Source organism: Pseudomonas sp. K5002, assembly GCF_013386655.1.
In the GTDB taxonomy this organism is placed as follows: Bacteria; Pseudomonadota; Gammaproteobacteria; order Pseudomonadales; family Pseudomonadaceae; genus Aquipseudomonas.
Genome location: NZ_JACARK010000335.1, coordinates 1 through 12,074 on the forward strand (window position 1 = coordinate 1; position 12,074 = coordinate 12,074).

A 12,074-nucleotide genomic window follows, 5' to 3' on the forward strand; every position below is an offset into this window, starting at 1 on the left:
CCCGGCGCCTCAGGCCCCAGCTGTTGCAACTGCAGCCCCTGCTCCCCCACCTGCAAGGCAAAGTCCGCCTCATCCAGTTGCAAAGGCAACCCCAGCTGCTCGGCCCAGTGCTGCGCACGCGCCTGAAAACCTTCGGCCAAGGCCTCGACCCGAATGCGGCTGGCCGCTGGTTGTTCGCTCATCGGTGACTACGCTCAAAAATATTAAGGATCGGCAAAAAGCGGCCGATAAAAAAAAGGATCCGGCATTTTGCCAGAGCTGAGCGACGATCGAGAGAAATGTCAGACATTCCTTCGCTATTCACCGGTGTACTGCCGACCCACAACCACTTCGGCCTGCGCAATACCCAAGCGCTGGCCGGCGTCAGTCATGTGTGGCAGGACTTCTTCGCCCAGGCGTTGGCCGAACAGCTCGGCGACACGCCGGGCGCGCTCGCCAAGTCGGTGACGAAACCTGTGGACCCGGCGGTAGAACCCAGCGAAGGCAGTGACCTGCTGTCGCAGATCGTCACCCAGCGCGCCTGTGATGTGACAGACACCGAGATCGCCCCGCCCGAGCCGCTGTTCCTGCCCATCGCCGAATTCGAACTGGAACTGCTGCCACCGGCCCCGCCACCGTACCCGGCGGAAGAAGTGGTCGCCCAGCAAAAGCAGCAAAACTTCGAAAGCGCCTGGGTGCGCCCGATCGTCCTGGCCGCCGGCCAACCGCTGCCCGAACCGGGTCCGGCGCCGCAACCACGCCCGCTGCATTTGCCGATCGCCGAATTCGAACTGGACCTGCTGCCACCACCACCGCCACCGTTCCCGGCAGAAGAGCTGGTTGAGCAACAGAAAGCCCTGGATTTCGACAGCCGCTGGGCGCGTCCGCTGATCCTGCACAACCTGCGCCTGGCCGCCTGACCCTCAGCGACATACCCACCACCGACCCATGTCCAGATGAAAGTGATTACGGTGGGCGGCGTTGTAATCCGGGCTCAACACCACATTGAAATCCTTGCAGGCGCCGTCGCGCACTTGCCGCAGGAAGCGCGCACGCTCGCCGTCACCCGGCCAATCCTTGAGCACACTGATGGTGCGCCCGTCCGCCAGGCGAAACCCGGCGATATCCACAGCATTGGCCGACGCATGCTGGCTGAGTCGTCCGTTGGCGCGGTTGTAGATATTGCGACAGGCAAAGCTGCCCAGGTGATCGACCCGCGTCACTGCCTGGCCAAACACCGCCTGGGCCGCTGGTTGCAGGCTATGGCGCTCGAACAGGGCGAACGCCACGGCCAGCGGGCAACTGGCGAGAAAGCTGCTGCTCAAGCCGACATCAGCGCCTTGGACCCGCAATGTATTGCGCAGCGGGCAAGCCGCGTCGGCAGGGCTGTCCGCCTGATGGGCGACCCGCAGCCCGGAGGTCTTCAGCACTTGGTCACACAGGGCGGGATCATCCTGCAAACGCCCAAGCTTGAATCGGGTCAGCAGGTTCGGGCTTGCCCGCACGTCCAGCGGCGCCCACGGGTTCCACTCATCGGGCAGCGGCACCCAGCCCCGCCACACGCCAACCAACACACCACCTGCCAACACCAGCAGCACGCCCAGCACCTTGAAGAAACGCACGCCTCAGCCCTTGAACAGTTGATTGGCCTGGTTGAACGGCATCGAGCGCTCAGTGAAGGTAAACGTGCCCAACTCATGAACCTCCTGGGCCGCCCTGAAGAACTCGCCATAAGCCGCCAGGGCCATGGCCGAGCCGACGCTGATGCGCTTGACGCCCATCTCGCTCAACTGCGCCACGCTGAGTTTCAGGGCGCCTGACATCAAGATATTCACGGGCTTGGGTGCAACCGCCTTGACCACCGCCAATACTTCCTCGGCACTGCGCAGGGCCGGTGCATAGAGCACGTCGGCGCCAGCTTCGGCGTAGGCCTGCAGGCGGCGAATGGTGTCGGGCAAATCCAGCCGGCCATGCAGGAGGTTTTCCGCGCGGGCGGTCAGGGTGAAGGGGAATGGCAAACTGCGGGCAGCGGCGACTGCGGCTTCGACGCGCTCCACGGAAAGGTCAAAGGGATAGATCGGGTCGACGGCAATTCCGGTGGCGTCTTCGATGGAGCCACCGACAATCCCAGTCGCTGCCGCCCGCAGGATAGTCTTGGCGCAGCCTTCAGGGGTGTCACTGAAGCAGTTTTCCAGGTCGGCGGCGACGGGCAGCGAGGTCGCCTGGACGATCGCCCCGGCATTGCCCAAGGTGTCTTCCAGGGACAACGCACCTTCGGCATCCGGGCGGCCGAGGCTGAAGGCAAAGCCGGCGCTGGTGGTGGCCAGGGCTTCAAACCCCAGGCTGGCGAGCATTTTTGCAGAGCCAGCATCCCATGGATTGGGCATCACGAACGCGCGGTCACGCTCATGCAGGGCCTTGAAGGTTTCGGCGCGAAGGGTTTGGGCATCCATGACTGACTCCTGTCGGGAAAAGGAGCCTTAGAGTAACCCCAGTTGCTCCGCTTCGGGTTCTCGATGAATCTGCGGTAAGGCCGGCAAGCCGGGCAAACGCACCATCAGCTTTTCGTGAAAGCGCAAAGCCAGTTGGGCGGCCAGGCGATTGTCAGAGGTGTGGAGAAAGACATAGGGCGTGCGACCCTCTTCGATCCAGCCGGCGACCTTTTCAATCCAGGGCACCAGGAACGGATCATTGGCTTCCAACTCCGGATGGCCAATAAAGCGCACTTGCGGAAACTGCGTCAGCGCCGCCGGGCGAGGCGGCACCTTGGGCTTTTTCGATTGGGCGTGCAGCACGGCTGCCGAGGTGGAGGTGCAACTGAACAACGCACGCGGGTCCAGGCAGATGCGCTCGACACCGCGGTCGCGCAGCAAGCGGTTGAGACTGCGCTCGGCGTCGCCCTTGGCGAAAAATTCCGAGTGACGCACCTCCACCGCCAACGGTCGCTCCAGCCCGTCGATAAACCCGGCCAACTCACCCAGGCGCTGCGGGGTAAAACTGGCCGGCAGCTGCAGCCACAACGGCGAAATACGCTCGCCCAACGGGCTCATCAACCCCAGGAAACTTTCCGCCGCCGGCAACTGCTCGATCAGGTTGCCGCTGTGGCTGATATCCCCCGGAAACTTGGCCGTGAAGCGAAAATGCTCGGGCATGATTTCAGCCCAGCGCTGCACGGTAGCGACGGAAGGACGGGCGTAGAAGGTGGTGTTGCCCTCAACGGCGTTGAAGACCTGGGAATACAGGGCGAGGTAATCGCTGGAGCGGGCGTCGGCGGGATACAGGTATTCGCGCCAGGCGTTTTCACTCCAGGACGGACAACCGAGGTAGTAAGGCAACAACATCAGATATGGATATCGAGGCCCAGCACTTCCATATCCCATTCGACAAAGCCGGCAGTGGTCAGGTAGCTGGCCAGGGCATTGGCGACGTTTTTGCTCATGGAGCGCGGGAAGATCATGTCTTGCTGGCGGGCAGGAACGCCGCTGGTGCGTGCACCGCCGGAACCCTGGGAACGGGTTGAAACAGCAGTGTTGTCAGACTGGATTTCAACAAAATCGGGCGAGTCTTCGACGGAGTCGTCTACCGTCACGTTCGCCTTGCGAGGCTTGCGCTTGAGGGGGTAGGACTGTGATGAAAAGCCGTCTATGCGCATACATGCGAACTCGGTATCGGTGATGGCATTTTAGTGGCGCTTTCCATGGCGCGCAAATGCTCTGGTGATAACTAGAACACATAATTGGTAAAAGGTTTAAAAGCACGGGCAAATTCTGACGATTGGCTATTTTTTCCTGAAATTGCCCGCACTTTTGACGTCAAATAATCCCGCGTTCAGCCTTGGTCTGCGCCACTTTATCCCGCAGGTACACGGGCGCCGCCTGGTCCGCCGGAATCGCCTCGCCTCGCTCCCAGGCAAAGCGTGCCAGGGCCAGCAGGTCTTCGGCGTGGGGCAGCATCCCGGCATCCTGGCCGGCAAGCGTCACGCCAATGCGCTCGCCGTAGCCCCAGCCGGTGCCGGCACCGAACCAGTCGCCGCAGGCATCAGCCGGCAAGGCCGCCGTTTCAGGCGACAGCACAGCTTCAGCCCCCACCAGGCGCATCTCGCCAGCGGTTTCGCGGTAGCAGCCCCAATACACTTCATCCATGCGCGCATCGATGGCCGCCGCGACCTGGTTGGCGCCGTGTTCGCGAAATGCCCGCTGCGCCAGCACCGCCAGGTTGGACACCGGCAACACCGGACGCTCCAGCGCAAATGCCAGGCCCTGGACCACACCGATAGCGATGCGCACGCCGGTGAACGCGCCCGGGCCACGCCCGAATGCGATGGCGTCCACCGCCGACAAGGTGGTGCCCGCGTCCAGCAGCAATTGCTTGATCATCGGCAACAGCTTCTGCGCGTGCAGGCGCGGGATCACCTCGTAGTGGCTCGTAACCTTGCCATCGTGCAGCAGGGCAACGGAGCAAGCTTCAGTCGCGGTGTCCAGGGCCAGCAAGGTGCTCATCGGTGTATGCATCCACGTTGAAAAAAAGTGCGTCAGTATAAACAACAACGGCCCGCAAGCGGGCCGTTGTCAATCAAGCGGATGAACGATCAGATCAGCGCTTCCAGTACTTTGCCAGTGATGGCTTCAACCGAACCCACACCTTCGATGTGGCTGTACTTCGGCTTGCCCTGGGCGGCCGAGAGTTTCTGGTAGAAGTCCACCAGCGGCTTGGTCTGGGAATGGTAGACCGACAGGCGATGACGCACGGTCTCTTCGGTGTCGTCCTTACGCTGCACCAGGTCTTCGCCGGTGACATCGTCCTTGCCCGCGACTTTCGGCGGGTTGTAGACGATGTGGTAGACGCGGCCCGAGGCCTCGTGAACACGACGACCGGCAATACGCTGCACGATCTCTTCGTCTTCAACGGCGATTTCCACCACGTTGTCCAGCTCGACGCCGGCCTTCACCAGGGCTTCAGCCTGGGGAATGGTGCGCGGGAAGCCATCGAACAGGAAACCGTTCTTGCAGTCTTCCTGGCTGATGCGTTCCTTGACCAGGTTGATGATCAGGTCATCGGAGACCAGGCCGCCGCTGTCCATCACGCTCTTGGCGATCAGGCCCAGCTCGGTGCCGGCCTTGACGGCCGCACGCAGCATGTCGCCGGTGGAGATTTGTGGAATGCCGAATTTTTCAGTGATGAACTTTGCCTGAGTACCTTTACCGGCCCCGGGAGCTCCCAGCAGAATGACGCGCATCGATGTGCTCCTCAATTTTTTATAGAGATGACGCTCGGATTCGCCGCGTGGGGCCAATCTCGGAAATTTTGGGTCCAGGCCGCACAAACGGCCAAAGGCTGATCAAGATACACAGCAGGCCCAAACCACACAAGCCGCCGAAAGTAGGAGAAACCCGCGCCGCGCTGGCTTTATAGGCAGGTACAACCCTGACAGCAAAACGCCGGTCGCCAATTTTACGGCGACCGGCGCGGGGTATCTGCAAGCTATTGAGAACACGCCATAAATGTCAGCCGGTGTTGCGCAAACCAGCGGCAATACCGGCCACAGACACCAGCAGCGCCTGTTCCAGAGGGCTGTCCTGTGCCGCTTCCTGTTGCCGCGATCGGGCCAGCAATTCGGCCTGCAGCAGGTGCAACGGATCCAGGTAGGTGTTGCGCAGGCGGATGAACTCCAGCGTATCGGGGCTGTGGGCCAGCAGCTGAGACTGGCCAGTCAGGCCAAGCACCACACTGCACGCCTGCGACAATAGGTCGCGTAAGTGCGCACCCAATGGCAGCAGATCGGGCTGCACCAATCGCTCGTCATACAGCCGGGCGATATCGGCGTCGGCCTTGGCCAGCACCATTTCCAGCATATCGATGCGGGTACGAAAGAACGGCCACTGCTCGCGCATCTGCCCCAGCATCTCGCCTTCGCCACGCTCCAGGGCATTGTTCAACGCCGCTTCCCAGCCGAGCCAGGCGGGCAGCATCAGGCGGGTCTGGGTCCAGCCGAAGATCCACGGGATCGCCCGCAGGCTTTCAATGCCACCAGCCCGGCGCTTGGCCGGACGACTGCCCAGGGGCAAGCGACCCAGTTCCTGCTCCGGCGTGGACTGGCGGAAATACTCGACGAACTGCAGATTTTCCCGCACCACGGCGCGGTAAGCGCTGACACCGTCGGCGGCCAATTCGTCCATCAAGTGGCGCCAGGCCGGCTCCGGTGGTGGCGGTGGCAGCAAGGTTGCCTCCAGCACCGCCGCCAGGTACAGGTTGAGATTCTGCTCGGCGATGTCCGGCAGGCCGAACTTGAAGCGGATCATCTCGCCCTGCTCAGTGGTGCGGAAACGCCCCGCCACCGACCCAGGAGGCTGCGACAGAATCGCCGCGTGAGCCGGGCCGCCGCCGCGGCCTACGGTGCCGCCACGACCGTGGAACAGCAGCAGTTCGACTTGTTGTTCGCGGCAGATTTCCACCAGCCGTTCCTGGGCCCGGTATTGCGCCCAGGCGGCGGCGGTAGTGCCGGCGTCCTTGGCCGAATCCGAGTAGCCGATCATCACTTCCTGCGGGCCCTGCAGGCGGGCGCGATAACCCGGCAACAGCAGCAGTTTCTCGATCACCGGGCCTGCGTTGTCCAGGTCAGCCAGGGTCTCGAACAACGGCACCACACGCATCGGCCGTTGTACGCCGGACTCCTTGAGCAGCAGTTGCACGGCCAACACGTCCGACGCGGCGCCGGCCATGGAGATGACGTAGGAACCCAGGGACGCAGCCGGTGCGGCAGCGATTTCCTTACAGGTGTTCAGCACTTCGGCGGTGTCTGCCGAAGGCTTGAAGTAGCCCGGCAACAAGGGGCGACGGTTGGCCAGTTCCTTCATCAGGAAGCTGATGCGCGCCTCTTCGTCCCAATCCTCGTACCGGCCAAGGCCCAGGTAGTCGGTGATTTCGGTCATGGCCGCGCAGTGGCGGGTGGAATCCTGACGTACGTCGAGGCGCACCAGGAACAAGCCAAACGTCACAGCCCGACGCAGGCAGTCCAGCAGCGGGCCGTCGGCAATCACACCCATGCCGCAGGTGTGCAGCGACTCGTAGCACAGCTCCAGCGGCTCGAGCAGCTCGCGGTTGTTTTGCAGCACATCGGCGGGCGCCGGCGTGGTGCTGGTCAACGAGGTGTGGGCCCATTGGCGTGTGGCGCGCAGCCGCTCACGCAATTGCTTGAGCAACGCCCGGTAAGGTTCGACGCTGTCACCCACCTTGGCCTGCAATGCCGGGCTGGCCTGTTGCATCGACAGTTCGGAGGCGAGGTGGTCGATGTCGCGCAAGTACAGGTCAGCGGCCATCCAGCGCGCCAGCAACAGCACTTCGCGGGTGACCGGGGCGGTGACGTTGGGGTTGCCGTCGCGGTCGCCGCCCATCCAGGAAGCGAAGCGAATCGGCGCGGCCTCCAGAGGCAGGCGCAGGCCGGTCGCGGCATGCAAAGCGTGATCGGCCTTGCGCAAATAATTCGGGATGGCGTGCCACAACGAATGCTCGATCACCGCAAAGCCCCACTTGGCTTCGTCTACCGGCGTGGGCCGGGTGCGGCGGATTTCTTCGGTGTGCCAGGCTTCGGCGATCAGGCGTTGCAGGCGATTGCGGATCTGCTCGCGCTCGGCGGTGGTGAGGTCGCGGTGATCCTGCAGGGCCAGTTGTGCGGCGATGGCGTCGTATTTCTGGATCAGGGTGCGGCGGGCGACTTCGGTGGGGTGAGCGGTGAGCACCAGTTCGATTTCCAACCGACCCAACTGGCGCGCCAGGGATTCGCTGCTGTGGCCTTCACTCTGCAGGCGCGCCAGCAGTTCCGGCAGCACCCGCGACTCGAACGGCGCCGGGGTTGATTCATCACGGCGGTGGATCAACTGATACTGTTCGGCGATATTGGCCAGGTTGAGAAACTGGTTGAAGGCCCGCGCCACCGGCAGCAGTTCGTCTTCCTTGAGTTGATTGAGGCTGGCGCTCAGCTCTTCGCCGGCCACCTGCTCCGAGGCTGCGCCACGGCGGTCGGCCTTGGCGCCTTTACGGATCTGCTCGATCTTGTCGAGGAATTCATCGCCGTACTGTTCTCGAATCGTGTTGCCCAACAGTTCACCCAGCAGGTGAACATCCTCACGCAAACGTGCATCGATATCGCTCATCAGCCAATCTCCAGCAGAAAATCCGGAACGCTTTGATCTTCAAGAGTGCCGCCCACGGCGACGTCTTACAAGGAACTTTAAACCTTGTGAGTTGCAGCTAGTCTCAACAGTAAGCCGCAGCGTTATCCGCGCTGGCCGGCTGGTCACTCATCATCGCCCGCGTACCGTGGGCTCCATTGAGGTTGCCATGAAAATCCGAGAACTGGCCCAGCATTGGGAAGAAAACGCCAAGGGTCGCCTGACCAAAACCGAATACGCCATCCATCTGGACGTGGAAGCCGCCGCCAGGCTGGCGGCGATCTCCGAGATGTACCCCAAACGCCATACCGAAGAACTGCTCGGCGAGTTGATTGGCGCAGCCCTCGAAGAGCTGGAAGCGAGCTTTCCCTATATCAAGGGCAAGCAGGTGATTGCCACCGATGAGGAAGGCGATCCGCTGTATGAGGATGTCGGCCCAACCCCACGTTTTCTCAGCCTGTCACGGCGTTACCTACACGATTTGTCAGCTCAGTCCGACAAGCAGAAACACTAGTAAACCTGCGCCTCGAACCCCTTAACCTCCCGTATTCAGGGCCTCCCACAGGCCCTGGATACCGCTGCGCCATGCAAAAGTTCCAACTTTTAAACGCTGACCGTTCAGTCAAATATTTTTTTAGGCAAATCGCCATCTTCGCTGAACTATTCAAAAAAGCCTCCGGTCACAGCCAGTAAGCCATCACTTGGAACAGCCGTTTGAATAGGCGTCCTGAGCTAACCGCCGGGCCCCGCAGACACTGCAAGCCGGAGATGGATTTGATGTTTTTCAGGAGTTACCTAATGGAGTTGAAGACGATGAAGACCAGCACTGCCAAAACCTCGTTTAACCACCTGCGCGGGCTTAAATTGGCCGCGCTGGCAATCGGCACCAGCTTCGTACTGGCTGGCTGCGCCGGCAACCCGCCGACCGAGCAATACGCTGTTACCCAATCTGCGGTGAACAGCGCTGTCAGCGCCGGCGGTACCGAGTTCGCAGCCGTGGAGATGAAGTCTGCCCAGGACAAACTGAAGCAAGCTGAAATCGCCATGCACGACAAGAACTACGACGAAGCCCGTCGCCTGGCCGAACAGTCCGAGTGGGACGCTCGCGTAGCAGAGCGTAAAGCCCAGGCTGCCAAGGCCGAACAGGCTGTGAAGGATTCCCAGAAAGCTGTTCAGGAGCTGCGTCAGGAAGGCATGCGCCCGGCTGTGATCCAGCCGCAACAATAAGCCGCCGCCCCTGATTGCATTGCACCCGAAACCGAATTGAAAGGACGACACGACTATGCGTAAACAATTGATGATCCCTGCCCTGCTGGCGATGAGCGTTGCTCTGGCGGCTTGCTCCACCCCGCCGAACCAGAACCTGGAAAATGCTCGGACCAACTTCTCGGCCCTGCAAGCCAACCCGCAAGCCACCAAGGTAGCGGCGCTGGAAACCAAAGACGCCAGCGACTGGCTGGACAAGGCTGACAAGGCCTACCGCGACAAGGAAGACCAGAAGAAGGTCGACCAACTGGCCTACCTGACCAACCAGCGCGTTGAAGTGGCCAAGGACACCATCGTCCTGCGTGAGTCCGAAGCCAAGCTGAAAAACGCCGGTGACGAACGTGCCCGCGCCCTGCTGCAGGCCCGTGACGCGCAGATCAAGCAACTGCAAGACAGCTTGAACGCCAAGCAGACTGATCGCGGCACACTGGTGACCTTTGGTGACGTGCTGTTCGCCACCAACAAGTCAGACCTCAAGTCCAGCGGCCTGGTGAATATCACCAAGCTGGCGCAGTTCCTGCGCGATAACCCGGACCGTAAAGTGATTGTCGAAGGCTACACCGACAGCACCGGTTCCGACTCGTACAACCAGAGCCTGTCCGAGCGCCGCGCCGCTTCCGTACAGCGCGCACTGGCCAACCAGGGTGTGGATATCTCGCGCATCGTGACCCAGGGCTATGGCAAGGAATACCCGGTTGCCGATAACGGCAGCGTTTCGGGCCGCGCCATGAACCGCCGCGTTGAAGTGACCATCTCCAACGACAACCAGCCGGTCAAGCCACGTTCTTCGATGGCCAACTGATCGATTGATGCTGGAAAAAAAACCCACGTTACTGTGGGTTTTTTTTCGGGTCGTCGAACCGGACAGGTCGGTTGGGATCCTCGGCTGGTAGCTCTATCTTCCCGCCGTAGCCATGTTCCGACAGCTTGTCGAGCAAGTGCTTGAGCTTATGATCCTCGGCGTCGAGCATTTCCAGCTTCTCGTGCCCCCTGGGCATGTTCACCATGTTGCTTATTGCAGCAATATCTATCGCCACCTTCTCGCCCCGACTCGTGTAAATCACATCGCTTCTGTGGTGCGTTACGCAATACGGTTCCAGATATTTCCATCATCAACTACGACTGCACCGGAGGGCCCAGCCCGCACACCACGCCGCCCGCTCCGTCGCTGAATGATCGTTTGAGGCCGCATGAAAAATCCCGCCAAATGGCGGGATTCTTTTATTTGCAGGCCAGGAATCAAGAGGTCCCAGTGCGCTTCAAGAGCATCGGGTCAGTAGCTTACTGGCGCCGAGTTATCCTGCTCCGGAGCCGCCTGCCCTTTGAGTTGGGCCAGCTCCGCCTCGAGCCTCTTGAGCCTTTCCTCAAGGCTTTCTTCGCCCTGCGCGCCCTGTGCACCACCGCCTCCTTGGGCGATCTGGTTCTTCAACTTCTGAATCTCTTGTTCCAATTGCTGAAGTCGCGAATCACCTCCCCCCGCACCGGCAGTGAATGGGGAAGACGAGTTGTTTACGCGAGGAATGTCCATTCAAGTGACTCCAAATTAAGTATCCGAGATAACCGATCCAGCGCTGCTGGCCAGTACGGAATCTGTGGCAATCCACTTAAAATGGTTCCAGACCTTTCCCACTTGACTCGCGCTACTGCTCCAATTGCGGCGTTTCCTGCCCCATGCAGCGCACTGCCTGCTTCTTGCTGTTGACCAGTACGCCGGTCAGCCCTTTCTGTTCGGTATCAAACAGCACCAGTACGCCATCAACGCATTGCGCCACCTGGGCGGCCGGGGTCAGGGAGATTTTGTAATCCTCGCCCGGCACGGTCTTGAGCATGGTGAAGTCGCTGAGCAGCAACGCATCCTCGGGCTTGGCGAAGTGCAAATAGCCGTAGTACCACAGGCAGCCAACGGTACCGATGATGGTGCCGATGCCGGTGAGGATCAGGGGGATCATGTTGCGTTCTTCGCTCATTGCGGGTTCTCTGCGTTGGAATTCGGGGCCGCCGGGTAATTGGGGATTTCCCCCAGGCGGCGCAGCCCGTTGAAATGCTGGGGGTCGTCCAGGTAGCGCAGCATCACGGTTTGCCAGGTCTTGTCGGCAAAGGTTTGCACGTGGCCACCCCGGGTCAGTTGCAGCACCCGCGGTGGCGGCGCAGCCTGATACAGACGAATGCCGTTGGAGAGCGGCACGATCGGGTCGTCCAGGCTATGGAACAACAATTTCGGCACGCCGGTCAGCCGGGGCATGGCGTTGATCGCACTGTCGGCGTCCGGCACCAGCCACGACAACGGCACCTGGAATGGCCATGTTAGCCAGGAGGTGCTGAGGGCGAATTGTCCTACGTCACGATAACTGGCCGGCACACCGTCCAGTACCAGCGCCTTGAGCTGCGGCTGACGTTCGGGATGTTCCGCCAGGTAGTGCACCACTAGCGCGCCGCCCAGGCTTTGGCCCAGCACGATCAGTGGCTGGCCCTGGGTTTCGGGGGCGCTGTCGATCCACTTGAAAGCGGCGTCGATGTCCTGGTAAACCGCCGGCAGCGAAGGTTCGCCTTCGGACAACCCGTAGCCGCGATAGTCCACCAACAGCACTTGATAGCCCTGCTCCGGCAGCCACCAGCTGCCGCCGAGGTGCCAGGCGAGATTGCCGCCGTTGCCGTGCAGGT

At 61.4% G+C, this 12,074-nt stretch carries 15 protein-coding genes and 1 pseudogene; 4 read left to right on the forward strand and 12 right to left on the reverse strand.

From position 1 onward, the window contains the following. A pseudogene (locus tag HX846_RS16370) lies at nucleotides 1–182 on the reverse strand (SAM-dependent methyltransferase); the annotation flags it as partial. Between the two features lie 96 nt (nucleotides 183–278). Between HX846_RS16370 and HX846_RS16375 the strand changes: the two are divergent. Then, nucleotides 279–899 (forward strand): energy transducer TonB, encoded by a 621-nt coding sequence (locus HX846_RS16375; RefSeq protein ID WP_177021759.1) that lies wholly within the window; start codon nucleotides 279–281, stop codon nucleotides 897–899. Between the two features lie 3 nt (nucleotides 900–902). Here the strand turns inward: HX846_RS16375 and HX846_RS16380 are convergent, their stop codons facing one another. From HX846_RS16380 to ppc, 7 genes are all read right to left on the reverse strand, one after another. Continuing rightward, the gene (locus tag HX846_RS16380; protein ID WP_177020590.1) at nucleotides 903–1,601 is read right to left on the reverse strand and encodes an extensin family protein; all 699 of its coding nucleotides are present in this window, start codon (nucleotides 1,599–1,601) and stop codon (nucleotides 903–905) included. A 3-nt stretch (nucleotides 1,602–1,604) separates the two neighbouring features. Continuing rightward, nucleotides 1,605–2,432, reverse strand: coding sequence for an oxaloacetate decarboxylase (locus tag HX846_RS16385; RefSeq protein ID WP_178911505.1), 828 nt, complete (start codon nucleotides 2,430–2,432; stop codon nucleotides 1,605–1,607). A 27-nt stretch (nucleotides 2,433–2,459) separates the two neighbouring features. Beyond that, on the reverse strand, nucleotides 2,460–3,320 hold the full coding sequence (locus HX846_RS16390; RefSeq protein WP_177082020.1) for a DUF72 domain-containing protein: 861 nt from the start codon (nucleotides 3,318–3,320) through the stop codon (nucleotides 2,460–2,462). Next, nucleotides 3,320–3,631 (reverse strand): hypothetical protein, encoded by a 312-nt coding sequence (locus HX846_RS16395; RefSeq protein ID WP_003219213.1) that lies wholly within the window; start codon nucleotides 3,629–3,631, stop codon nucleotides 3,320–3,322. The genes HX846_RS16390 and HX846_RS16395 overlap by 1 nt, the downstream gene beginning before the upstream one ends. Before the next feature lie 160 nt (nucleotides 3,632–3,791). Continuing rightward, nucleotides 3,792–4,478 (reverse strand): tRNA (adenosine(37)-N6)-threonylcarbamoyltransferase complex dimerization subunit type 1 TsaB, encoded by a 687-nt coding sequence (gene tsaB / locus HX846_RS16400; RefSeq protein WP_177021757.1) that lies wholly within the window; start codon nucleotides 4,476–4,478, stop codon nucleotides 3,792–3,794. Between the two features lie 89 nt (nucleotides 4,479–4,567). Continuing rightward, nucleotides 4,568–5,215: an adenylate kinase gene (gene adk / locus HX846_RS16405; protein WP_102368215.1), complete on the reverse strand. Its 648-nt coding sequence runs from the start codon at nucleotides 5,213–5,215 to the stop codon at nucleotides 4,568–4,570. 268 nt (nucleotides 5,216–5,483) lie between these two features. After that, a complete protein-coding gene (gene ppc / locus HX846_RS16410) occupies nucleotides 5,484–8,129 on the reverse strand; it encodes a phosphoenolpyruvate carboxylase (RefSeq protein WP_178965727.1) in 2,646 nt (881 codons plus the stop codon). A 187-nt stretch (nucleotides 8,130–8,316) separates the two neighbouring features. Here ppc and HX846_RS16415 point away from each other — a divergent pair, with 187 nt between their 5' ends. The 3 genes from HX846_RS16415 to HX846_RS16425 all read left to right on the forward strand — a co-directional run bounded on the left by HX846_RS16415 (nucleotide 8,317) and on the right by HX846_RS16425 (nucleotide 10,215). After that, on the forward strand, nucleotides 8,317–8,661 hold the full coding sequence (locus tag HX846_RS16415) for a hypothetical protein (RefSeq protein ID WP_003219222.1): 345 nt from the start codon (nucleotides 8,317–8,319) through the stop codon (nucleotides 8,659–8,661). 284 nt (nucleotides 8,662–8,945) lie between these two features. Beyond that, nucleotides 8,946–9,374, forward strand: coding sequence for a DUF4398 domain-containing protein (locus tag HX846_RS16420; protein WP_003219226.1), 429 nt, complete (start codon nucleotides 8,946–8,948; stop codon nucleotides 9,372–9,374). A 55-nt stretch (nucleotides 9,375–9,429) separates the two neighbouring features. Then, a complete protein-coding gene (locus HX846_RS16425) occupies nucleotides 9,430–10,215 on the forward strand; it encodes an OmpA family protein (RefSeq protein WP_003219227.1) in 786 nt (261 codons plus the stop codon). Between the two features lie 28 nt (nucleotides 10,216–10,243). On the opposite strand, the gene HX846_RS16430 is transcribed toward HX846_RS16425, so the two are convergent. From HX846_RS16430 to HX846_RS16445, 4 genes are all read right to left on the reverse strand, one after another. After that, nucleotides 10,244–10,477 (reverse strand): hypothetical protein, encoded by a 234-nt coding sequence (locus HX846_RS16430; RefSeq protein WP_218645437.1) that lies wholly within the window; start codon nucleotides 10,475–10,477, stop codon nucleotides 10,244–10,246. A gap of 209 nt (nucleotides 10,478–10,686) precedes the next feature. Next, nucleotides 10,687–10,941 (reverse strand): FlxA-like family protein, encoded by a 255-nt coding sequence (locus HX846_RS16435; RefSeq protein WP_003219231.1) that lies wholly within the window; start codon nucleotides 10,939–10,941, stop codon nucleotides 10,687–10,689. Between the two features lie 112 nt (nucleotides 10,942–11,053). Next, nucleotides 11,054–11,380: a hypothetical protein gene (locus tag HX846_RS16440; protein WP_003219233.1), complete on the reverse strand. Its 327-nt coding sequence runs from the start codon at nucleotides 11,378–11,380 to the stop codon at nucleotides 11,054–11,056. After that, the coding region (locus HX846_RS16445) for an alpha/beta hydrolase (RefSeq protein ID WP_178965729.1) at nucleotides 11,377–12,074 on the reverse strand (698 nt) is incomplete at its 5' end. The genes HX846_RS16445 and HX846_RS16440, both read right to left, overlap by 4 nt.

Coding starts and splice junctions, on each gene's coding strand:
- HX846_RS16375 (WP_177021759.1), top strand. CDS start 279: ATGTCAGACATTCCTTCGCTATTCACCGGTGTACTGCCGACCCACAAC.
- HX846_RS16385 (WP_178911505.1), bottom strand. CDS start 2,432: ATGGATGCCCAAACCCTTCGCGCCGAAACCTTCAAGGCCCTGCATGAG.
- HX846_RS16390 (WP_177082020.1), bottom strand. CDS start 3,320: ATGTTGTTGCCTTACTACCTCGGTTGTCCGTCCTGGAGTGAAAACGCC.
- HX846_RS16395 (WP_003219213.1), bottom strand. CDS start 3,631: ATGCGCATAGACGGCTTTTCATCACAGTCCTACCCCCTCAAGCGCAAG.
- tsaB (WP_177021757.1), bottom strand. CDS start 4,478: ATGAGCACCTTGCTGGCCCTGGACACCGCGACTGAAGCTTGCTCCGTT.
- adk (WP_102368215.1), bottom strand. CDS start 5,215: ATGCGCGTCATTCTGCTGGGAGCTCCCGGGGCCGGTAAAGGTACTCAG.
- ppc (WP_178965727.1), bottom strand. CDS start 8,129: ATGAGCGATATCGATGCACGTTTGCGTGAGGATGTTCACCTGCTGGGT.
- HX846_RS16415 (WP_003219222.1), top strand. CDS start 8,317: ATGAAAATCCGAGAACTGGCCCAGCATTGGGAAGAAAACGCCAAGGGT.
- HX846_RS16420 (WP_003219226.1), top strand. CDS start 8,946: ATGGAGTTGAAGACGATGAAGACCAGCACTGCCAAAACCTCGTTTAAC.
- HX846_RS16425 (WP_003219227.1), top strand. CDS start 9,430: ATGCGTAAACAATTGATGATCCCTGCCCTGCTGGCGATGAGCGTTGCT.
- HX846_RS16435 (WP_003219231.1), bottom strand. CDS start 10,941: ATGGACATTCCTCGCGTAAACAACTCGTCTTCCCCATTCACTGCCGGT.
- HX846_RS16440 (WP_003219233.1), bottom strand. CDS start 11,380: ATGAGCGAAGAACGCAACATGATCCCCCTGATCCTCACCGGCATCGGC.